22 protein-coding genes and 2 pseudogenes are annotated in these 19,606 nt (G+C 55.1%); 9 read left to right on the forward strand and 15 right to left on the reverse strand.

Annotation, left to right across the window (positions count from 1 at the left end):
- Positions 1 to 321: 321 nt before the first annotated feature.
- A complete protein-coding gene (locus HOY33_RS20635) occupies positions 322 to 567 on the forward strand; it encodes a hypothetical protein (RefSeq protein WP_223881708.1) in 246 nt (81 codons plus the stop codon).
- A gap of 384 nt (positions 568 to 951) precedes the next feature.
- Positions 952 to 1,236: a transposase gene (locus HOY33_RS20640; protein ID WP_223881710.1), complete on the forward strand. Its 285-nt coding sequence runs from the start codon at positions 952 to 954 to the stop codon at positions 1,234 to 1,236.
- 374 nt (positions 1,237 to 1,610) lie between these two features.
- Here HOY33_RS20640 and HOY33_RS14105 read toward each other — a convergent pair whose 3' ends face one another.
- The 3 genes from HOY33_RS14105 to HOY33_RS14115 all read right to left on the reverse strand — a co-directional run bounded on the left by HOY33_RS14105 (position 1,611) and on the right by HOY33_RS14115 (position 4,081).
- Positions 1,611 to 2,369 (reverse strand): DUF2145 domain-containing protein, encoded by a 759-nt coding sequence (locus HOY33_RS14105; protein ID WP_199378693.1) that lies wholly within the window; start codon positions 2,367 to 2,369, stop codon positions 1,611 to 1,613.
- Positions 2,370 to 2,542: 173 nt separating this feature from the next.
- Positions 2,543 to 3,007: a hypothetical protein gene (locus tag HOY33_RS14110; RefSeq protein ID WP_112092784.1), complete on the reverse strand. Its 465-nt coding sequence runs from the start codon at positions 3,005 to 3,007 to the stop codon at positions 2,543 to 2,545.
- A 423-nt stretch (positions 3,008 to 3,430) separates the two neighbouring features.
- Positions 3,431 to 4,081 (reverse strand): TetR/AcrR family transcriptional regulator, encoded by a 651-nt coding sequence (locus HOY33_RS14115; protein WP_112092783.1) that lies wholly within the window; start codon positions 4,079 to 4,081, stop codon positions 3,431 to 3,433.
- 894 nt (positions 4,082 to 4,975) lie between these two features.
- Between HOY33_RS14115 and HOY33_RS14120 the strand changes: the two genes are divergently transcribed.
- Positions 4,976 to 5,620 (forward strand): VacJ family lipoprotein, encoded by a 645-nt coding sequence (locus HOY33_RS14120; RefSeq protein ID WP_172290862.1) that lies wholly within the window; start codon positions 4,976 to 4,978, stop codon positions 5,618 to 5,620.
- A 324-nt stretch (positions 5,621 to 5,944) separates the two neighbouring features.
- On the opposite strand, the gene HOY33_RS20645 is transcribed toward HOY33_RS14120, so the two are convergent.
- The gene (locus HOY33_RS20645; RefSeq protein WP_370541768.1) at positions 5,945 to 6,082 is read right to left on the reverse strand and encodes a hypothetical protein; all 138 of its coding nucleotides are present in this window, start codon (positions 6,080 to 6,082) and stop codon (positions 5,945 to 5,947) included.
- A 242-nt stretch (positions 6,083 to 6,324) separates the two neighbouring features.
- The gene (locus HOY33_RS14130) at positions 6,325 to 7,212 is read right to left on the reverse strand and encodes an SDR family oxidoreductase (protein ID WP_112092723.1); all 888 of its coding nucleotides are present in this window, start codon (positions 7,210 to 7,212) and stop codon (positions 6,325 to 6,327) included.
- Positions 7,213 to 7,332: 120 nt separating this feature from the next.
- Between HOY33_RS14130 and HOY33_RS14135 the strand changes: the two genes are divergently transcribed.
- Complete coding sequence (locus HOY33_RS14135; protein ID WP_172290863.1) at positions 7,333 to 8,262, forward strand: AraC family transcriptional regulator; 930 nt, start codon at positions 7,333 to 7,335, stop codon at positions 8,260 to 8,262.
- Positions 8,263 to 8,418: 156 nt separating this feature from the next.
- Here HOY33_RS14135 and HOY33_RS14140 read toward each other — a convergent pair whose 3' ends face one another.
- The 9 genes from HOY33_RS14140 to HOY33_RS14180 all read right to left on the reverse strand — a co-directional run bounded on the left by HOY33_RS14140 (position 8,419) and on the right by HOY33_RS14180 (position 15,662).
- Complete coding sequence (locus HOY33_RS14140; RefSeq protein ID WP_112092721.1) at positions 8,419 to 11,112, reverse strand: conjugative transfer ATPase; 2,694 nt, start codon at positions 11,110 to 11,112, stop codon at positions 8,419 to 8,421.
- Between the two features lie 2 nt (positions 11,113 to 11,114).
- Positions 11,115 to 11,510 carry a TIGR03751 family conjugal transfer lipoprotein gene (locus HOY33_RS14145; protein ID WP_112092720.1) on the reverse strand — a complete coding sequence of 132 codons (396 nt, stop codon included), beginning with the start codon at positions 11,508 to 11,510 and terminating at the stop codon, positions 11,115 to 11,117.
- Positions 11,510 to 12,919: a TIGR03752 family integrating conjugative element protein gene (locus HOY33_RS14150; protein WP_112092719.1), complete on the reverse strand. Its 1,410-nt coding sequence runs from the start codon at positions 12,917 to 12,919 to the stop codon at positions 11,510 to 11,512. The genes HOY33_RS14145 and HOY33_RS14150 overlap by 1 nt, the downstream gene beginning before the upstream one ends.
- Positions 12,916 to 13,743, reverse strand: a complete 828-nt coding sequence (locus HOY33_RS14155; RefSeq protein WP_172290864.1) for a TIGR03749 family integrating conjugative element protein — start codon at positions 13,741 to 13,743, stop codon at positions 12,916 to 12,918. Before HOY33_RS14155 ends, HOY33_RS14150 begins: the two co-directional genes overlap by 4 nt.
- Positions 13,740 to 14,378 (reverse strand): PFL_4703 family integrating conjugative element protein, encoded by a 639-nt coding sequence (locus HOY33_RS14160; protein WP_112092717.1) that lies wholly within the window; start codon positions 14,376 to 14,378, stop codon positions 13,740 to 13,742. The genes HOY33_RS14155 and HOY33_RS14160 overlap by 4 nt, the downstream gene beginning before the upstream one ends.
- The gene (locus tag HOY33_RS14165) at positions 14,375 to 14,734 is read right to left on the reverse strand and encodes a TIGR03750 family conjugal transfer protein (protein WP_150437847.1); all 360 of its coding nucleotides are present in this window, start codon (positions 14,732 to 14,734) and stop codon (positions 14,375 to 14,377) included. Before HOY33_RS14165 ends, HOY33_RS14160 begins: the two co-directional genes overlap by 4 nt.
- A complete protein-coding gene (locus tag HOY33_RS14170) occupies positions 14,734 to 14,991 on the reverse strand; it encodes a TIGR03745 family integrating conjugative element membrane protein (protein ID WP_233356446.1) in 258 nt (85 codons plus the stop codon). The genes HOY33_RS14165 and HOY33_RS14170 overlap by 1 nt, the downstream gene beginning before the upstream one ends.
- 126 nt (positions 14,992 to 15,117) lie before the next feature.
- Entirely contained in the window at positions 15,118 to 15,351 is a 234-nt protein-coding gene (locus HOY33_RS14175) for a TIGR03758 family integrating conjugative element protein (protein WP_172290865.1), read from the reverse strand.
- Positions 15,348 to 15,662 carry an RAQPRD family integrative conjugative element protein gene (locus HOY33_RS14180; RefSeq protein ID WP_172290866.1) on the reverse strand — a complete coding sequence of 105 codons (315 nt, stop codon included), beginning with the start codon at positions 15,660 to 15,662 and terminating at the stop codon, positions 15,348 to 15,350. Before HOY33_RS14180 ends, HOY33_RS14175 begins: the two co-directional genes overlap by 4 nt.
- Positions 15,663 to 15,866: 204 nt before the next feature.
- Between HOY33_RS14180 and HOY33_RS14185 the strand changes: the two genes are divergently transcribed.
- Entirely contained in the window at positions 15,867 to 16,268 is a 402-nt protein-coding gene (locus tag HOY33_RS14185) for an H-NS family nucleoid-associated regulatory protein (RefSeq protein ID WP_172290867.1), read from the forward strand.
- A gap of 126 nt (positions 16,269 to 16,394) precedes the next feature.
- Positions 16,395 to 16,721 carry a helix-turn-helix domain-containing protein gene (locus HOY33_RS14190; protein WP_172290868.1) on the forward strand — a complete coding sequence of 109 codons (327 nt, stop codon included), beginning with the start codon at positions 16,395 to 16,397 and terminating at the stop codon, positions 16,719 to 16,721.
- Positions 16,722 to 16,731: 10 nt separating this feature from the next.
- On the opposite strand, the gene HOY33_RS14195 is transcribed toward HOY33_RS14190, so the two are convergent.
- Positions 16,732 to 16,992 (reverse strand): helix-turn-helix transcriptional regulator, encoded by a 261-nt coding sequence (locus HOY33_RS14195; protein WP_172290869.1) that lies wholly within the window; start codon positions 16,990 to 16,992, stop codon positions 16,732 to 16,734.
- Between the two features lie 101 nt (positions 16,993 to 17,093).
- Here HOY33_RS14195 and HOY33_RS14200 point away from each other — a divergent pair.
- From HOY33_RS14200 to HOY33_RS14210, 3 genes and pseudogenes are all read left to right on the forward strand, one after another.
- Positions 17,094 to 17,365: pseudogene (locus HOY33_RS14200) on the forward strand (helix-turn-helix domain-containing protein).
- 82 nt (positions 17,366 to 17,447) lie between these two features.
- Positions 17,448 to 18,478, forward strand: a pseudogene (locus HOY33_RS14205) (IS630 family transposase).
- Positions 18,479 to 18,573: 95 nt separating this feature from the next.
- Complete coding sequence (locus HOY33_RS14210) at positions 18,574 to 19,596, forward strand: IS110 family transposase (RefSeq protein WP_150435047.1); 1,023 nt, start codon at positions 18,574 to 18,576, stop codon at positions 19,594 to 19,596.
- Positions 19,597 to 19,606: the final 10 nt, after the last annotated feature.

Genomic DNA, 19,606 nt, shown 5'->3' on the forward strand with positions numbered 1-19,606 from the left:
AAAGCAATTTGCTCTTCAGTACAGCGGATCTTTTTCATGGCCGGATTGCCTCTTTTTTAAGGAAAAGAAGGGCAGAAAACTCCAGTTTAGCCTGGTCCTGTTTAATGGGAAGAGATCACAATGTGCGATAATGAAATGGACACCTCCCCACAATCGGCTTCAATGAGTCATGCTGTCAGTGTGTGCCAACAGCAAAATGGAAGAGGTGTCCAATGGAAAAAATTATCGGAATTGATCTGGCAAAGCGAGTTTTTCAATTACACATTGCCACTTTGCAAGGACAGATAAAAGCCAACAAAATGGTAACCCAGTGAAAAACTGATGGCTTTCATTGTTCAACAACCACCGTCAGGGATAGTCATGGAAGCCTGCGGTAGTGCAAATTACCGGGCTCGTCAGTTCAGAAAATACGGACATGATGTTAAACAAATCAGCCCCCGGTATGTTGTCTCGTTCAGAATGGGGAATAAAAACGATAAGAATGATGCCATTGCCATCGTTGAAGCTGATAGCCGTCCAGGGATGCGCTATGTACCGGGAAAAAGTCTGGAGCAGCAGGATATGTAATGCCTGCTCCGGGGTCGCCAGCGTCTGATGAAAAACAGAACTGCTCTCATCAATCAAATACGAGGGTCAGGGCTGGAATACGGTATCGCCATACCGGAAGAGCCACACAAAGTGGCATCATGCCTGCCCGATTATCGGGAAGACGCAGAAAATGAACTGACGGCAATGAGCCGGCAGTTATTTCATGAGTTGTTGCAGGAGCTCAGGTAATATCAGCGGTGATTAAAAGAACTCGATAAACGCCCTGAGCATATCGGGTCACTGAATGAGGATACAACCCGCTTACAAAGTTTACCGGGCATTGGTGTCTTGAGCGCATTCGCACTGACGATTGCACCGGGGGACCGTTCCGATTTTTAAAACGGCCGGCATTTTGCCAGCTATTTGGGACTGGTCCCGAAGGAGTACAGCCGTGGTGGAAAAGTTAAATTGTTGGGCATAACAAAACAGGGTGATGCTTACCTGCGTGGTCTTCTTATCTATGGCGCTCGCTCAGTGGTGTACCGAATCGGTAACCTTCCCGATGAACGTTGTAACGGCCTGCAACACTGGCTCAGGGGGATAATAGCCCGAAGTTGCGTGAACAAAACCGTTGTCGCTCAGGCAAACAAGAATGCCCGAATGGCCTGGGCAGTGGTCAATCAGCAAACTATTTATGTACAGACGTGATATAAATTTTTAAGTAAAGTCAAAGAGCTGATGTGATGACAGGTAGAACCGACTCTCTGTGAACCTGACAAATAATCTGGTTATAACAGACCATTGCGATAATGAGGCCAGAGAATACGGATGTTCATCAGGGCTCGTTGACGCCGAATATAGGTTTGTGACTACATTGTCAGAGAAAAGGAACGCCCACGCTTGCATTGGGTCTGTGTCCATATGAGTTATTTAGGCGTTAAATATCATGCCGACATTTCCCGGATATTATCCACCGCAAGCGTATATCCAGAGAAACGAATTGATATCAAGCGTCATGGTGAAACCGCGACTGAGTCCAGCAATAACGTTTATCCGTTTGATGTGGTGTCCGCCGTTTTCCGTCAATCGACCAAGGCGACGACACGATCCCCTGCGCCCGGCTGACATTCTGCCGCAATAGGAGACCATCCGTGGCTCACGACGACTTGCTGGCCATCGAGGCAAACCTCCAGGCGTTCGCTGCCTGGAATTTTCTCCTGAATGAAGGTTTCGACAGTTTGCGGTAAACTGATTTTCAGGCGCATGGCCTCACGATCCTCCTTGGGGTGATCGTCCAGATGTACCAATGGCACAAAAGTCGATGCCAACATCATCCAACGCGAGGGGATCTCAATGGGGTCAGGCGTATAGGGTGCCTTACGAAGCCAATCTTGCGCTCGCCCGCGTAAGTCCGCACCATCGGCAAGGTTTCCCCACGCCACAGCAAGCAACTCCATGACCCATTGGTTACAATTCTGATAGTCTAGGCCAAAGGCATAGGCGTTGGCGCTGTAGTTCGCAGCCAGCAACCGTAAGGCCAGCCGCTTGTCGAGTGCCGCTGAACGCAACTTCCGTGCGGCTACCGGAGGGATCTTGATGATCGAGATATAACCGAGAGATGCATTTTCGGTTCCCATAACGAACCCAGCCAGCCCTTGATCATAGATTCGTGGGCGTCCTTCATCGCAGGCGTAATAGAGCTGGCGAGCGGTCCAGCGACCATCCTCGCCACGCAGCGCCACAGCAGCATGTGAATAGCGGATATTAAAGCGTGACAGGTCAAGACCGGAGCGACTAATCAATACCGTATCCCCGTCGGTTGCGGCGAGTTCTTCGTTCACGACCGCAGCGAATCGCAGCAAGCGATCCTGCTGAACCGCGGAAAACTGCTGTGTGCGATCACAAAAGTCTGACCCCACTGAAGTCTGGGGAGACGATGTGACAGGACGTTTCGCGCACCCGGTGGCGAGCATGAGCACGGTTAGAATCCAAGCTACCTGGCAGCGCTTCCTCATCACTGGGTAACGGCGCGCGCGGCGAGATCGTCATGCCAGTTGTCAGCAAGTACCAGGTAAAAAGCTTCCTGCGTATCGCCACGAGCGAATTCGAGACCATAGACCCTCTGCTGCGCAAGTACGATGTCGCCGGCCTCCAGGTCTTGCGTGTCGAGAACCGCCTGGGGCAGATCTAGCACGAGATGCCGCTGAGCATTATTGCCTTGCATGGTGACACGGCGAAATCCGGTGCGGTCAGGCGCGTCAGCGACATCAATGATGCGGTAGTTGCCGCCCGCCGTCTTTTCATCATCCTTTGAGCTGTCGCTCGATCCACTTAACGAATCCGATACGCTCCCACTGGATGCCGAGCCGGCACTTGAGGCGGAGGATGCGGATGAAGCGAAGATTTCAGCCTGCGCGTGGAATGAAGCAGCGGTGATTGCCATGATACAGACAAGACGAAAAATCGTTAGAGACGCCATAGTGGCTCCTTAAGTAAAGCAAACATTGACTACGTTGCTCTTGCTAAGAAAAAGTGGCGGTTCAATGCCGACACCTTTCTTTATGCTTTATGACAACCCCGCAGCAACGACTATTCCGGCTTAAGATTTGTGTCGTGCGCCATGGGTTTGTGGTCGATACGGTCAGCCCCAGAGTCTGATGCTCGAGGACGATATTGACTGTATAACGATAGATTACTAATGACCGATCGTTCATTATCAATCTAATCTACTACCGAATGATCGGACAGTAAATACCCGAAGCGACAATATCAACACATCTATTGGCGACAGACTCGGGGCCAGAGACAAAGAGATCGTATGGCCACTCCGAGTGCGAAAGGAGCAGGCAGCCCGCCCCTAGCGAGCTGCACAAACCGGGGAAGGAGACAACGCGGAGAGTAACTATTCGCCAGGGCGTAATAATAAAGTCAACAGTTTGCGATGCGTTTCTTTGATTGCTTGCAGTTCGCTCTGTGCCTTCTCCTTACCCATTACCATCTGAGCCACGGCCGAATAGACAACGGGGGCCATCACAAGGTTGAAATTCTCGGTCAATGGACTGGACTTTACGACTCCGGCCGCCACGAACCCATCAATAAGCGCTTGACGCTCCCTGCGCCCCTGCATATTCCCCGCATCCCATTTTGCGAGCAGGTGCGGCACTCGATGCCCTTCGGTGATGAGAAGTCGGGCAATCGCAATTGTGTCGTCGGTTAACCCGCCGTAGGCAAAATCGACAAGGCGCTCGACCAGCTCGTCAGCGTTCTCCACATCCCGCAACAAGCTCCAGTTGCTTTCCGAGCGGCTCATCAATTGCTCAAGGAGCGTCTCGAATATATCGTCCTTGTTGGCGAAATGAACATAGACGTTGGCTTTGGATATGCCAGCCCGGCGAGCGATCCTGGCAATGCTGGCGGCGGTAAAGCCCAATGCACTGAACTCAATCAGCGCCGCTTCGAGGATCTGCTGGCGCCGAACCTCAAGGGGCAAACGTGTTCTTTTCTTTTTGGGAGCAACCTCGGCCAAGGAGGCTGATGGATTTTTTTTCTTCATGCTGCCGTGTCATGTAAGCGCCGGATCGCAAGATCTGTGCGAAGCACCTAAACATATCCGACGAAATTAACGGGGCCAGGAGGAAAGCATTTCCCTCGCTTTGGCGTCGTTCAAGGCTGTCAACATTGAAACGAATGCAACGTCGCGCGCCATTTATCGCAGACCACTGCATCACTGACGGCGAGAAATGCGACTAAACGGGTATTGGCTAGCCGCCTCGTGGCCAACAAGCTATGGGCGCAGCCCTGGTTCGTCAGAGTGTAAAGCACGGGGGCGTCCAACGCTCTCTTTTATTGACCGCTCTCGCATACCGGGCGTTTTAAACCATCAATGAATAGCTCCCCAGCCCGGGGCAACCTATGTTTCCTCTCATCACAAAAAATCAGCAACTGAAGTTGATGAAACTTGCTGAAAAAGTTCTACTGACCGATCGTTCATTATGGTATAAGGTTTCTCACCCCCTACAGCACCGCCTGTTGCGGGAAGAACATGGCAAGCAGATGTGTTTTCCCGCTCCCTGCTGCATAGCCGGGCCACGTTGCTGAATGGGGGCGCGTCAGGCGGCCAGACTGCTTGATGATAATTCCGGCTTGACCAACGCCTTCTTCACAACAGGAAAGGAATACACTTATGAATGCATGCCGCTTCATCCTGCTTACCCTGGTTGTGCTGGTTACCAGCGCTTGCGCCGGCGATAACGTGCAGCAGAAAGCCGTCGCTTCAAGTTCCCCTACGCCGATTGTCGTTGGTCGGGCCGATGAGTCTTCAACCCCCGACTTGAAAGCCACCCGCGCAATGGGGATAGCGGGTTCCGCTAGAACTGAGACGGCTGCGGCACCAGCCGCATCTCGGTCTGCGGGAGATGCGCCAGTCGCCCGGACGATGCCCCCCCTTATGTCGGCTAACGACACTATTCCGCCCGGCCCGAAAGGCTCCACGCGGGATCCGTGGGAGGGATTCAACCGTCGGATGCACAGTGTCAACAATGGCATCGACAGATACGTGACCCGTCCCCTAGCGATCACCTATGAGAAGATCACGCCAGAGTCGGTGCAATCAAGTGTGACGCGGTTCTTCAAGAACCTGAGCGAACCGACAACGGCGGTCAATCACACCTTGCAAGGCAGGCCGGGCCAGGGCGCCCAATCATTGGGGCGCTTTGTTGTCAACTCGACCATCGGGATCGGCGGCCTGTTCGATCCGGCGTCCCACATCGGCTTATCCAGGCAATCCAGTGAGGACTTTGGGCAAACGCTTGCCACATGGGGCTGGCGCGATTCCCGTTATCTCGTGATGCCTTTACTCGGCCCTCGTACCGTCCGCGACACCGTGAGCATGGTCGGCGACCAACCTCTGTCTCCCATCGGCTACGTGGAAAACAGCGGAGTGGTATACACGCTGCAAGTCATGAAACTGGTGGATGGGCGCGCGCGCGCGTTCCCCATGGACGAAGCCCGCAAGCAGGCGGAGGACGAATATGTGCTGGTGCGTGATGCCTGGATACAGCGACGCGATAGTCAGATAGCTCAGGATCCGTGATGAACGCCAGAGGGAGGGGTAAAAACAGCCACGGCGATCGGCATCTTTCGCCAGATTAATTAGTTACGAACATAACTCGCACCACATTTAACTGTTAGGCCTTATTCCAAAATATTGAGAGGGAGCCTGGGGTTATGGCTCCCCCCGACTTTTCTCCTGTTGCGCGGATAGGATATGAGTTAGGCTGTATCCCTTAGCTCAACAGCCTCCTCAAAAATAACTGGATCGTCCCCAGTTTGAGCATGCTCAGATAGTTTCTTGCTGTTTTTTCTGAACGTATAGCGATCCGACGATTTTCTTTTAATGTTGCAAAGCAGCGTTCCACTACATTGCGTTTTTCGTACAACCGGATATTGAGTTTTCTGCGCCAGAACACAGAACCCAAAATATGCCATTCATAACATGTCTGTGTGCAAGGTAAGGTCGCCCACCTCTGGAAGAGCCTCTCTCAGGAGGCAGCATGGGGGAAATTAGAAACCATGCATCATCAGGAAAATCGTAACGAGCCAAATTAAAGGACTTTTTGTGGTTGAACCATGCTCCGTTTTGTACAAAAAATAGTTATGGGACACAGCCTGGCAGCGACACAAGTATGATTATCAGTGCAAAAATGCCAAGCTAAGTGGATAGTCAGATTAGCTGCACAGAAAATCCGCTTAAGTTTCCTTTAGCGGCCTTTTTGCTACAGTAGGCGATTTGGCAGGTTAAAGCGAAAAGTATCGCTCGATATCCTGAAGCAATTCCGGATGGGCTGGGTGCCAGTCTAGGCGTTTCCGGGTCAGCGCACTTGATGCCCGCATATCCATCTGTGCAAACATCGCCAGCCAGCCAAAATGGGCGTTAGCGGCTTCCGAGGAGAGGCTGGCCAGCGGGACATCCAGGCCCACGCTAATCGCTTCCGCGATATCACGAAGAGGAATGCCTTCTTCTGCTACCGCATGGTAACGCAGCCCGGATTGCGGTTGTTCCACCACAAGCCTGTAAAGCGTAGCCACATCAAGAAGATGAGCGGCGGCCCACTGATTGGTACCCTCACCCACATAAGCGGATACCCCTTTCTCTCTGGCAAGCGAGATAAGTGAAGTGACGAACCCTTGTTTACACTCATTATGGACCTGCGGGAGCCGGACAATCGAAACGTTGACTCCATTGTCTGCTACGCGGGCCCCGGCCAGTTCGGTTGACTTACGCGGATTCCGCGTCGCGGGATCATAAAAATCTTCGGTAGCCAGTTGACCCGGCGCGGCACAGCCCATGGCTGCAACAGAAGTAATGATCAAGGGGCGTGTAGAGCCCTGTAGCCCTCTTCCCAGCGCTTTGATGGCCTGGGTTTCTTTTTTCACCATCTCTTCCGGATGGCTAAAAGTGTTGTCATAAGCACAATGAATCACCGCATCGGCCTTTTGTGCCCCGTCAACCAGACTTTGAATATTTTCCAGCGCTCCCCGATGAGTTTCTGCTCCGACACGAGCAAGAAGTTGTTCGCCTTTATCCGAACGAGCCAGGCCCGTTACCCGATGGCCAGCCCGAATAAGTTCTGTGGTGATCGCGAGTCCAATAAAACCGGTGGCTCCCGTTAAAAATATATTCATAATTTCCCCCGGTAAGCAGTTCAGATTAACTATTTCACCCTTAAGTGTCAGTGTAAAAGAGGATGATCGGTACGGTCTCTGCTATAAATTCGTTATTCTATGCAGATCGTACGGTATTTTATGGATCCTCTTTCAGAAGTTCTGTCATTGCTCAAACTGGAGGCTTATATCTCCGGCGGTTTTCCCCTAACTGCGGGAACCGGGCTTGAATTCAGGCGACACCAGGGCATCAAATGCTACGTTGTTATCGACGGAAACTGCTGGGTCGCTGTCACCGGGAGCCAGGAGGCAATCTTTCTAAAATCGGGCGACTGTGTGTTTCTGCCTTCCGGCGCCCCCTTTTGTCTGGCGACCGCTCCCGACAGTCTACCGCAGCCTTTTATCCCGCCGGACAAGGAGACGGGCTCAGCGCTAACAATGCAAGCGCCCCGGGATGGGGCGTTTATTCTTGGTGGACGTTTTACCTTCAGCAGCGCCCATGCCGATATCCTGCTGCATTCCCTGCCCCCACTGATACCGGTCACCGAAGGTATCGGGCAAAAGGTTATGCGTAATGCCATGGAATGTCTGCGAGAAGAGATGCGCGTGCCCCAACCGGGTGGTGATTTGATCGCGCAGCAACTGGTACAAATCATGCTGGTTCAGGCGCTAAGGGTATTCCTTCAGCAGAAAGGGAATGAACACGTTGGCTGGATGTTTGCCCTTTCCGATCCGCAGCTCAAAGCCGCGATTACTTATATGCACCAAGAGCCAGCTTTCCCCTGGACTTTGCAGGAATTGGCAAAGCGGGTTGGTATGTCCCGGACCGTTTTTACCGAACATTTTAAGCGCAAGGTCGGCATCACGCCGATGAAATATCTCTCCCAATGGCGAATGTTGCTTGCAGGAGAGCGCCTCAGAAATTCCCGCGATTCAATCACTCAGATCTCGCAGTCCGCCGGGTACAATAGCGATAGCGCGTTTGGTCGGGCGTTTAAAAAAGAGTGGGGATGTTCTCCGCGTGAGCATCGCCAACAACTTCTTCGCGCCTTTACCAGCCACGAACAATGACAGACCGTCGGTATCCGTTCAGGGTCTAGATTTTGCCGGTGGTGCTGGCCTGCCGGACGACGGCATTGGTTAATGCCATGGAATATGCCTCCTTTAGGGGGAAAAGAGGTGTACCGCGTACAGGGAAGTAACTCAGCAAACTTCTAATCCCGCTCATTATATTGTCATCAGCCCCCGCTTTTCATCCAGTATTTGGGCCACCAGAATAGCGGCGTCCAGTTCGCTGATCCCTTGCTCCCGCATCAGTTGAGCCCGTTGCGCTTTTTCGTGTTTTTCCGTCATCCCCAATGCCAGAAACAGGCTGGGCGGGACCACCCGAAACAGCGCTTCCACTTTGCTGGCTAACACTACGCCTTCGGTGTATTTACCGGGGGCTTTCTGCGCGGACAACAGCAACAGGCGCTGTTCTTCGGTCAGGATTTTGAAGCGCTCAAGTTGTTCTACTTCCTCGGGCGGCATAACCAGCAGTTCCCACCATTCAATCATGTTCAGCAGCTTTTTCGCGTCATCCGGAAAGTCAGCCAGGTTTTGCGTCGCCAGCCACAGCCAGATACCGAGTTTACGCCACATTTTTGAGCCTTTGGTTAGAAAGCGCGCCAGCAGCGGGTTGACGGTGATGATATGGCTTTCATCGGTAATATTGACGATAGCGCGGGACAGGTGCTGATCGCGTTCACCGATATTGTTGATGTGATTAATCAATGAAATATAGGCGATGGCAAGCTGGGCCTCGTAGCCTTCGCGGGCGAACGTGGCCAGATCGACCAGAGTGATATCGGCATCGGGCCAGGGCTGTCCTTCCCGGTTAAACAACTCACCCTCGAAGCCGGAGCAGAACATGTTCATGGATTCCGCCATTTCATAGGCCCGGTTGCGGCGGGGTTCCGGCAGCGTGGCGTCGCGGGAGAGGTCGAACAGCGCATCGCGCACATCCTGCGTCAGCGTCTGACGCCCGACCCGGTGGCACGTCGTGGCGGCATTGATGATCGCCTGGCGGATCATGGCGCGGTCAGGGCGAGTGAGACGCGCGTCTTCCCGCGCTTCGCCACCGGTAATCATCAGTCTGGCGGTGATCTCCATCTCACCCAGGATATCGCGCTGGTCGTCATCGTCCTGTTTTTCCTCCTCGTCGCTATCCGGCAGGTCGGCGCTGATATCCTGCTCCGCCAGCCGCCATGCGTCGGCGAAGACCGGCAGGGTGAGCCCGCTGCCGGGTCTGAGGCTAATTTTGTTGACCGTCAGTCCGTGCCGTTTCGCATAGTCAGCGATCAACCCAAAACTGTTTCCCGCCTCGACGATAAACAGGCGGGGGCGGTGCAGCGCCATCAACTGGGCGATTTTGCCATTCAGGGTGGCCGATTTCCCCGCCCCGGTCGGCCCCAGCAGCAACAGATGCGCGTTTTTGGCTCGATCGGCCGGATTCAGGGGATCAAAGTCGAACGGCGCGCCGCCCCGGTTGAAATAGCTGATGCCGGGATGCCCGGTGCCGGTTTCGCGTCCGAAGACCGGCAGCAGATTGGCGATATGCTGCACGAAATTAAACCGGGTATGCAGATGACGCTTGTCGCGGCCCGGATCGAAACACATCGGCAGCCAGCGCAGGTAGCTGCTTAACGGCGCCACTTCATCACCGTCCTGTACCGGCACCAGTCCGGCGTTGAGCAATACGCTGTTCAGTTCCCGGCTTTGCCGGTTCAGTGCCGCAACGTCCGGGCCCGACAGATAGAATGCCAGCGTACTGCGATACATTTTATGGCCTGCTTTCAGCCATTGTCTGACGTCCCGGCAGTCTTTCTTTGTGTATTCCGAATCGACATTTTCACCGATGGCGCGGTCTGCCAGGCGGTTCAGGTGCGCTTCCAGCCGGTCCTGCGGATAAACCACCATCGTCAGCGCCATGATGGCGGATTCTGGCAACAGGTCGAACAGGGCATTGATGCCGTCGCCCTTGCGGTTTTCCCCGGTCAGATGGCCGATACGCGGTGGTTTGCGTAAACGATCAACCGTCACAATCTTGTGAGGCAGCCGGTCAAAGCACCAAATCCCTTGACGCGCGTCGGAAACAGGTTCGCTGAACAGCAGTGACTCGGCAAAATCAGTCATGACCGGCGGCGTTGCTTCGTCGAGGGGATCTTGTTCCGGGGCCATGCCGTAAAATGCCTGGCGGTCGTCGCACGGCGGGGCAGGATTAAACCAGCGCGTCAGCCAGCGCTGAACGTCGGCGCCGGTCTGACGTCGTGCGTGAAGTCCGGCGCCCGCCAGCGCGGATACCAGCCTGTCGCCAGCATTATTCAGCGCCAGCTCCGGCGACAGGTCGCTGGGCTGCGTTCTGGCCGGCGAATAGCGGTAAATCACCAGCCGGGTGCGGCGAATTTGCCCCCGCCACGGCGTGCGAGTCACCACATCGTCAAAAAACAGACCGCCGGTGCGAGTGATGCCGTTCAGGTGCTTTTCCATTTCGCTCAGCCAGGCTTCGCTGAATGCCGACCCTTGCGCTGCCGGCGTCACATAGTCGCGTAGCTGTTGCAGATAGCCGCTGAAATCGTCCTCGTTCTGACAGAAAAACTGCACTACCCACGGACAGCTATCCAACTCCTCAAAGGTATCCTGAAGCGCGTCTTTGACGATATCCCGGATCTCGGATAAATGCTGCTGCGAGCGGCCTTCGGTGCCGACAGGGGTGATATTGTAAACAGCGCCCACCGAGCGGCCGTCGTCAAGCAGTAACGTCTGGCTGTCGTGCTGGTATTCTACCCACGGCAGCAAATCGACAAAGGAGGGGCCTTTCTGATACGCGGCGTTCGCCGCCTGTTGCGTGAGTTTCCCGGTACGAGGCTGTGCGGTCTGCATAATTACAGCGCCTCCGTGCGTTCGCCGGGCATGGCGTACTGCACCCGCGTGTAGAAAGGAAATACGGTGGAATAGCCCGGCACCGGCGTGGGTTCGCCGTCCGTCAGGTGTGGGTAGACATACATCAACATATCGGGGTTGGGCAGGCGTCGGAACTGCGCCCGGATTTCGTTTCCGGCGGTGCGGGTATAGGACTGCTGCTCTTGCGTCAGGGGCTGTTCCAGCGGGCGGCGCAGCAGGCTGCGCTGGTCATACAGCGTGCGGTTGTCGCCGGTTTGACGTCCCCACAGGCTCAGCATGGTGGTGTTTTCATCCACCGGCAGCAGGGTTTCCTGCGAGGTGCTGCATCCTGTAGCTGCCAGCGTCAGCAGCAGAAGAGAAAGAAAGTGGCGTTTCATCAGTCCAGTCCTCCTTTATTGCCGGTGGCCGGCGCGTATTTCACTTTGCGGCCCTGTTTTTCGTAATCAATGGCGAGTTGTTGCGTGATATGTAAGGCGACCGGGTGGCCGGGTTGGACGTAAACGGCATCGAACATCTGACCGTAGCGCTGTTTGAACCAGTCGGCGGATTCTTTCAGGCCGCCGCCCAGCGCCTGCCCCAGGACATACTGTCCGCTGTTGCCGGTGACGGCGGAGGTGATCGAACCGTCTTCCACGGTGGAGGTGGTCTGTCCGTTGGCGAACGCGCTGGCGGCTGCGGACGATCCCGACAGTAAAAATTGCGACGACAGATACTCTGCGGCGTTGGATTTACGCTCACCGGGAATACAGGGCAGGCCGTGTGGATCGGACAGCCAGCCGATCCCGCTGCCGCTGTTTTGTGAACTGTTGCCGCCACGGCCTGATTGACCGGCGGCCTGCGGAACGGTACGCACGGTGCCGTCGCGAAAGACGAAGGTGATGCTGTGAAGCGTACCGCGCACACAGGAGAGCGTCCAGTCGCCGGATGCCGTACCGGAAACGATAGCGCCTTCGACGTCGGGCAGTTCGATGCCGTTGGCGGTCAGGTTATCGCGGCCGATCAATACCTTGAAGGGATACGGATCGCTGACCGTGCCGTTAATCGGGATCCGCCCCAGCAGCGCGGTCATGGCGACCGAACCCGTCAGGGTGCTGTTTTCTGGCAGCGTGTAAATCGGCACAACCTCTTTAGCTGCACGTTTGCCTGACGTGTCCTCACCCTGAGCCTCCTTCTGCCGACCGTTCGCGCTATCTCCGGCTAAGCCGAACGGCATCGGGAACTGCACGCCGGAAACGGCGGGTTGACCGCGTTTGTCCACGGGCATGGCATCGGCAGGCTCTATCCAGCGCAGGGCGCCAGCGGGAACCCCCTGATTTTCCAGCCCCAGTCCGAGAGGAATATCGTCCGCGGCGGCGGGCTTCTGCGTCAGCTGGCTGAGTTTCTCCTGAACGCTGTCCAGCAGGGTACTCTGCTGCTTTTGTAGCGCTGAACTGAACGTCTCGCGCTCCCGGCTGATGGCGTTATTGATGCGGCTTTCCACATTCTGGTCGCGTTCACGTAGCCGCCGGTTCTCCTGAACCAGCGCGGCGCTGTTCTCACGCATTTCCGCCATTTCCTGACGGTACTGTTTCATCTGGCCGACCAGCGTGGCGACGGTATCCCGGGGCGTATCGCCGTCGATGCCCAGCGCGGTGAGCTCGTCGCCGCTTAAATCGGCCGCGGCATGTTCGTCCTGCTCGCTTTTTTCGCTGCCGGCGGGCTGGCAGGATTTCAGTCCGATAAATCCTGCGCCCAGCAGCAGGCAGGGGAGAAGCAGTTTCAACAGGTTGTTGGCCTGTAATTTCATCGTTTTGCCTCCTTGTTCCCTTTTTCGACAGCGGGCGGCTCCGGCAGTATGGCGCGATCCGCGCCGCCGTCTGTGACCAGGTACGCCACGGTGGTGTCTTGCGGCGTACCCTGTGCGCCGATCCAGTCGTGCTGAAACGTGGCGGCGACAAAGGCGCCCTGTAACGCGCGTGGATCGAGGTGAATACGGCCCGGACTGCGGTTTTGCAGCCTGATGGCCGTGACCGCGTAGCCGTCGAGTTGCCAGGCCGCCAGGGGCGTGGCGGTTACCGGCTCAGTCGGCAGCAACGTGGTGACGGTAGCGGGCAGACGCGCGGGAGCCTGGCGAATTCCTACTACCGGCTCGACGGTGCGCAACGGCGCATAGAGCATTTGCGCCGCATAACGGGTGAGCGCGACCGGCACGGGGAAAGGCGTTTCCGCGACGCTATCGGCCGGGGCCTCGGTATCCGGCCTGTCGGGGATATCGTTACGGTAAACCGCTTCGTCGTAACGCAGTTCCAGCGGCTCCAGCGCATCGCCGTCAGCGGCGCGCACATCCAGTAAAATCAGCTCGCCGCTCTCCACGTCATGGAGCTGAAGACGGGTATCGGTAAACGGTTTACTGGCCCGCAGGTAGACCGTTCCGCCGCTGCTCTGGATCCGTAGTTTGTCGCCGAGCTCGGCGGGGTAGCCGACGCGGACGTTTTTGTTGATAAGCAGCACGCGTTCATGGCCGACATGCAGTTCAACCGGCAGAGGGATGCGTTGCCATTGCACCAGCTCTGTTGCGGTAGCGAAGAAAGGGCAGAACAAAAGCAGGAGAGGCAGGATGACCTTTTTCATTTTTCCTCCGTTGCGCTCGTCGCTTCCAGTTTTTGCGGGGGGCGGGCAAAACAGTCGAGTGCGAGTCCCCAGGGATTTTTTTCAGCGTCCACGTCATAGCGCACGACGCTTAACGGGTAGCGTGCCAGCGCACGCTTGACGGGCTCCGCGCGATAATATTCATCCACGGTAAGATCGAGCGTGACCGTCCAGCGATCGCGATCCAGCACCTCCACGCGTTTGTGGTTAAAGCCGCGTCCGGGGATTTCATAAACGCCGCGCACCCGGTCGCGCAATTCTCCGGCGTCCCGGCGCTGACGGTAGTCTTGCTCCAGTTGCGCCCGGCAGGCGGGCGTCAGATAGGCGCTCAGTGCGGAAAGATTGCGCGGATAATCCCGATCGCCATCAACGGGCCAGCGGTTAATTTGCTGAAAGATGTAAAATGCGAAGGCGTAGACATTGCCCGGCGGTACCTCCCACCACGGACGGGTGCTGCCGGCGCGCAGATCGGGCGGATTATGAATGGTCAGGTGTCGTGGCGCGCTTTGCCAGCCGTACCAGAGTGCGGCGATAATCACCAGCAGCAGGCCCAGCGCCAGACGCAGGGTGATAATATGCGCATCGCGGGCGGCCAGCGCGTGTTTGAACTGGCTCATGATTTCACGCTCCTGCGGGTAGACCAGACCGCATTGCTTTGCACCAGACGGGGATCGCCGAAACCCTGACGGGCCAGCCAGGCGTCCGCCGAGCGGTATAGCCAGGTATCCGGTCGCCCCCGTTTCAGGCGCGCCAGATAGCGTCCGCCGACCAGAATGGCGAGCGCGGCGCCTGCCAGTCCGCCGGTGGGGATCAGCGCCCAGACGCCGAGTAACAGCGCGGGTGGTATTCCGCCGGTTAGTCCCGACAGGAAGCCGGCAGCCAGCGAGATAAAAAGCTCGGAAGCCGTCATCCCGCGAAACACGACCGGTTCGCGATTGAGGCGGTCCGGCAGAAAATCGATCGTCAATGTCATCACAGCACCTCGCTGGCCTGCGTCAGCAGCCAGATGGTCACGACCAGCAGGATGGCGCCGACGCCCGCCATGGCGCCCAGATCCTTCCACTGTTTTTTACCGTTTTGGATCTCCGAATAGGTGGCGATGCAACTGTTGGCGACGACCAGAAAACCTACGGCGCAGACGCCCAGCGACAGCAGGATCACGATGTCGTAGCCGTAATTTTTAAGCGTATCCATGATGCCGCTGCCCTTGCCGCGAGAGGGATCTTCCATCGTGGGTAAATCGGCATAGGTGGAAAATGAACAGGCGGACAGCAAGACGGCGAAATAAAAACGACGGATCAGGTGTTTTGTAGACATGGCACTCTCCGGATGAACGGCATTAAAGAAGACGGGGTATTAGCTGAGAACCAGCCAGAAGCAGACCAGAAGCAATAGCGTGGTGCGGGCGGCGATCCCGCCGAACTGGCGTAGCGTCAGCGCGTTGCCGGAATAAGCCTGCCAAGAGCGCAGCAGCACCCAGGCGGCCCACACGAAGAGCGCGGCGCACAATAATCCCAGCACCACCACGTTGACCTCGGCGGGCTGTGCGGAACTTCCCGCCTGAAACGCGGTGATTTGTTCAGACGTCATTGCGCGGCATCCTCAAGCCGGTAACGGCCTGAAAGTGGGATGATGTGGCGAGGCTGCGCCCGGGCCGGCATCAGATAGTGCTCAATACCGGTACGGATAGTTCCGATATCCGCGTAGGCCTGCGTGTAATCGAAAAAGAAGCGTTCAGCCGGGGCCTGGGCGGCTTGTGTCTGCGCACATTGCAGGGTGGACTCGATATGATTGAGTTGCGTTAGCATCAGGGCAAGACTGGCCTGTTCCGTCGTCGGTGCGGCATAAACCGGACCGGCCAGCAGCATGGCGGATAAACACAGTCGCGAAAGAAAAGTCATTCTGGCCTCCAGAGACAATTGAGGGGAGGCTTGCAGCGTGCCAGAGCGGTTAAACGGTTTCCGCAATCAACTGATTAGCGGAAAAAAAGAAAATTCTTGGGGAAGGCGTTTGGAGCATCAGACTCTATTGTGCTGAACGAGTAGTTCAGAATCCTGTCTCTCCTGTAAGATAACGCTGATTGATAACCATCAGGATGACGATAAATGAGTGAAACTCTTAAGGTATTAAATAACATACGCTCCCTGCGCGCTTTGGCACGCGAAACCGATTTGGCAACGCTGGAAGAGATGCTGGAGAAACTGACGGCCATTGTTGAAGATCGCCGCGAGGAAGACTCCCGAAATCAGCAGGAACAGACTGAACGGCAGGCTAAAATAGAGGCTTTACGCGCCAGATTGCTGGAAGACGGTATTGATCCTGCTGAATTGCTTGGCGATGTAAAAAACCGGCCAGCCAAAGCCAAACGCACGCCTCGTCCCGCCAGATATCAATACACGGATGAAAACGGCAACGAGCGGACATGGACTGGGCAAGGCCGAACCCCTGCCGTCATCCGTGAAGCCATTGAAAAGGACGGCAAGACACTGGAAGATTTTGCCATCTGAAGTCTGGCTCAGATGTTCCCGGGCATGAGTGACATCGATTACTGCGCCAAATACATTGTCAAATCATTCACCCGGCTACGATAATCGTAGTATCGGTAATTCTTCATAACTACGATTATCGTAGTTATGAATGCTCATCGATCGCACAGTGATATTTTCAGTAAACGTTTAAAGGATGCCCGTCAGCTTCGTGGGCTGTCCCAGAAAGGGCTGGGTATCGCCGCCGGGATTGACGAGTTCGTTGCCAGTACGCGTATCAACCGGTATGAAAAAGGCGTACACGAAGCCAATATCGTGACAGCCGGCCATCTGGCGCTGGCTTTACAAGTCCCGCTGGCGTACTTCTATGCAGACGACGATAATCTGGCTAAGATGATCCTGAAATTTGCCGAACTATCGGCAGCTCAACAAAATGCGCTGCTTGCCTCGCTGGAAAATAAATGGATCAGGTAATGCGTTCGTGTTACTTAGCCCGCTTCCCTCTGATTTTTATCTTACGGTCGATTAATCTTCCCTCAGAATCATAGTAACGACTTGGCCAGATCTCGGCAGGGTAAATGCCCAACTTCTCGGCGATTAACCATTCTCCTTTCGGCCAGGGACGTGTCAGAACATTTGCCAGCGTCGATGAACTCAATCCGGCAGAACGAGAAAGCGCGGCCATGGTCGTACTCTGTTTGCGTAAGGCGGCGATGATATCCGCCTGATGCCAGTCGTTTTTCATGTAAATCCCCTAACTTTTCGTCGTAAAAGGAACATGTACCACCTGATGCTACATTATTCGTAGTATGACGTTCAAGCAAAAAAACTACGATTATCGTAGCCATGAAGAGCAAACCCAATTACCACGCTATTTTCTATCAGCGGCTTAAGCAGGCGCGCCAGGGGAAGGGCTATCGCAAAAACAACTCGGCATTGAGGCCGGGATCGATGAGTTTGTCGCCAGTCCCCGTATCAATCGCTATGAAAAGGGCGTGCATGAGGCCGACTCCGAGACGATTCAACGGCAAGCGGATGTGCTGGACGTGTCGTTAGCCTATTTTTATACCGCTGATGATGAACTGGCTGGCCTGAGCCTAAATAGCTGCGCGGAATAGTAGATCAATTTGTGGGAACTCCGTCCGGATTATGCGATCTGATCAATCACCAAACATCACAAATCACCAACCGGACTGAGCGATGCCGAACATTGCACCAATACCCCGTACCGAACGGCGCCTGATGCAGAAAACTATCCATAAAACACGTGATAAAACCATGCCCGCAGACTGACCGCCATGTTGATGTTACATTGGGGCGAACGTGTCAGCGACGTCGCCAGAACGCTCTGCTGTGCCCGCTCATCAGTGGGACGCTGGATTAACTGGTTTACGCTGTCGGGTATTGAAGGTCTCGTCTCTTTACCTGCGGGGCGCGGGCGTCAGTGGCCGTATGAGCATATTTGTGCGTTGCTGCGTCGACTGGTAAAACACACGCCAGGCGATTTTGGTTATCAGCGTTCCCGCTGGAGCACAGAACTGATGGCAATAAAAATCAATGAGATAACCGGGTTTTCAGGTGCATGCCGGGACACTCCGCCGCTGGTTACCCGCTATCGGACTGGTGTGGCGAAAAGCTGCTCCCACACTGTGCATCCGCGACCCGCACAAAAAAGAAAGAATGGCGGAAATTCATCAGGCGCTGGAGAAATGCAGCACAGAAAACCCGGTGTTTTACGAAGATGAGGTGGATATCCATCTCAACCCCAAAATCGGCGCGGACTGGCAGGTACGCGGCCAGCAGAAACGCATAGTGACGCCCGGTCAGAATGAAAAGTACTATCTGGCAGGGCGTTACACAGCAGCACAGGTAAAGTCAGCTATGCTGGAGGCAGCAGCAAAAGTTCAGTCTTATTTATCAGCCTGTTAAAGCATTTGAAGACAACGTACCGGCGGGCAAAAACGATCACCCTCATTGTGGACAATTATATTATCCATAAAAGCCGGGAAACGCAGCGCTGGCTGAAACAGAATCCGAAGTTCAGGGTGATTTCCCAGCCGGTTTACTCGCCGTGGGTTAACCATGTTGAGCGTCTGTGGCAGGCACTGCACGACACAATCACCCGCAACCATCAGTGCCGTTCAATGTGGCAACTGTTGAATAAAGTTCGTTATTTTATGGAAACCGTCAGCCCATTCCCGGGAGGCAGGCATGGGCTGGCAAAAATGTAGCGATATTAGGCGCTAATGAAATGGACACCTCCCCACAAAGGCCTCAGTGAGCCATGCTGTAAGTGCAAACCAACAGCAACATGAAGAGGTGTCCCATGGAACAAATTATCGGAATTGATCTGGCAACGCGAGTTTTTCAGGTGAACATCGTGTCTGCGCAGAGCAGGAAGAAAGCGAACAAAATGATCAACCGTGAAAAACTGATGGCGTTCATTGCTCAGCAGCCTCCGTCCCGTATTGTAATGGAAGCGTGCGGCAGTGCGAATTACTGGTCTCGCCAGTTCAGGCAATACGGACATGACGTCAGGCAAATCAGTCCACAGTATGTCGCTCCCTTCAGGATGGGCAGTAAAAACGATAAAAATGATGCAGCGGCAATTGTAGAAGCTGACAGTCGCCCGAGTATGCGCTATGTGCCGGAGAAATCTCTTGAACAGCAGGATATTCAGTGTCTGCACAGGGTTCGCCAGCGGCTGATGAAAAACAAAACCGCGCTGATTAACCAGATACGGGGTCTGGGCCTGGAATACGGTATCGCCATACCGGAAGGGGCCCATAAAATCATGGCGTGCCTGCCAGATTACCTGGAGGATGCGGGAAATGAGCTCACCACGCTCAGCCGTCAACTGTTCCACGAAATGTTGCAGGAACTTCAGGGCAGTCAGCAGCGAATTAAAGAACCGGACCTGCGTCTTGCGCGTATCAGTCAGCAAAATGAGGATACTCTCCGGCTGGAAAGCATACCCGGTATCGGGCCACTGGGCGCTTCAGCCCTGACGGTGGCGCTGGGTGACAGCACAGATTTTCAGAATGGCCGGCACTTTGCCAGCTATCTGGGTCTGGTTCCGAAAGAGTACAGTAGTGGTGGTAAGGTCAGACTACCCGGGATAACAAAACGTGGAGATGGTTATCTGCGTGGGTTACTTATCCACGGCGCTCGCTCAGTGGTTTACCGGATTATTAACCTCCCGGAAGAACGGTGTGGTGGTTTTCAGCGATGGCTGAAGGGTGTTATTGCCCGAAGTGGCGTGAATAAGGCTGTAGTGGCGCTTGCCAACAAAAATGCCCGAATAGCCTGGGCGCTTATAAACCAGAAGACAGCGTACATGATCAAGTAACTAACTGATT

Origin of the sequence: Brenneria sp. hezel4-2-4 (assembly GCF_013155275.1) — a bacterium.
In the GTDB taxonomy this organism is placed as follows: domain Bacteria; phylum Pseudomonadota; class Gammaproteobacteria; order Enterobacterales; family Enterobacteriaceae; genus Brenneria.

Coding starts and splice junctions, on each gene's coding strand:
- HOY33_RS14130 (WP_112092723.1), bottom strand. CDS start 7,212: ATGAATATATTTTTAACGGGAGCCACCGGTTTTATTGGACTCGCGATC.
- HOY33_RS14190 (WP_172290868.1), top strand. CDS start 16,395: ATGAATGCTCATCGATCGCACAGTGATATTTTCAGTAAACGTTTAAAG.
- HOY33_RS14160 (WP_112092717.1), bottom strand. CDS start 14,378: ATGAGCCAGTTCAAACACGCGCTGGCCGCCCGCGATGCGCATATTATC.
- HOY33_RS14210 (WP_150435047.1), top strand. CDS start 18,574: ATGGAACAAATTATCGGAATTGATCTGGCAACGCGAGTTTTTCAGGTG.
- HOY33_RS14165 (WP_150437847.1), bottom strand. CDS start 14,734: ATGACATTGACGATCGATTTTCTGCCGGACCGCCTCAATCGCGAACCG.
- HOY33_RS14145 (WP_112092720.1), bottom strand. CDS start 11,510: ATGAAACGCCACTTTCTTTCTCTTCTGCTGCTGACGCTGGCAGCTACA.
- HOY33_RS14195 (WP_172290869.1), bottom strand. CDS start 16,992: ATGAAAAACGACTGGCATCAGGCGGATATCATCGCCGCCTTACGCAAA.
- HOY33_RS14115 (WP_112092783.1), bottom strand. CDS start 4,081: ATGAAGAAAAAAAATCCATCAGCCTCCTTGGCCGAGGTTGCTCCCAAA.
- HOY33_RS14120 (WP_172290862.1), top strand. CDS start 4,976: ATGTCGGCTAACGACACTATTCCGCCCGGCCCGAAAGGCTCCACGCGG.
- HOY33_RS14135 (WP_172290863.1), top strand. CDS start 7,333: ATGGATCCTCTTTCAGAAGTTCTGTCATTGCTCAAACTGGAGGCTTAT.
- HOY33_RS20635 (WP_223881708.1), top strand. CDS start 322: ATGGCTTTCATTGTTCAACAACCACCGTCAGGGATAGTCATGGAAGCC.
- HOY33_RS14150 (WP_112092719.1), bottom strand. CDS start 12,919: ATGAAATTACAGGCCAACAACCTGTTGAAACTGCTTCTCCCCTGCCTG.
- HOY33_RS14140 (WP_112092721.1), bottom strand. CDS start 11,112: ATGCAGACCGCACAGCCTCGTACCGGGAAACTCACGCAACAGGCGGCG.
- HOY33_RS14110 (WP_112092784.1), bottom strand. CDS start 3,007: ATGGCGTCTCTAACGATTTTTCGTCTTGTCTGTATCATGGCAATCACC.
- HOY33_RS14170 (WP_233356446.1), bottom strand. CDS start 14,991: ATGGAAGATCCCTCTCGCGGCAAGGGCAGCGGCATCATGGATACGCTT.
- HOY33_RS14175 (WP_172290865.1), bottom strand. CDS start 15,351: ATGACGTCTGAACAAATCACCGCGTTTCAGGCGGGAAGTTCCGCACAG.
- HOY33_RS14185 (WP_172290867.1), top strand. CDS start 15,867: ATGAGTGAAACTCTTAAGGTATTAAATAACATACGCTCCCTGCGCGCT.
- HOY33_RS20645 (WP_370541768.1), bottom strand. CDS start 6,082: ATGCTGCCTCCTGAGAGAGGCTCTTCCAGAGGTGGGCGACCTTACCTT.
- HOY33_RS14180 (WP_172290866.1), bottom strand. CDS start 15,662: ATGACTTTTCTTTCGCGACTGTGTTTATCCGCCATGCTGCTGGCCGGT.
- HOY33_RS14155 (WP_172290864.1), bottom strand. CDS start 13,743: ATGAAAAAGGTCATCCTGCCTCTCCTGCTTTTGTTCTGCCCTTTCTTC.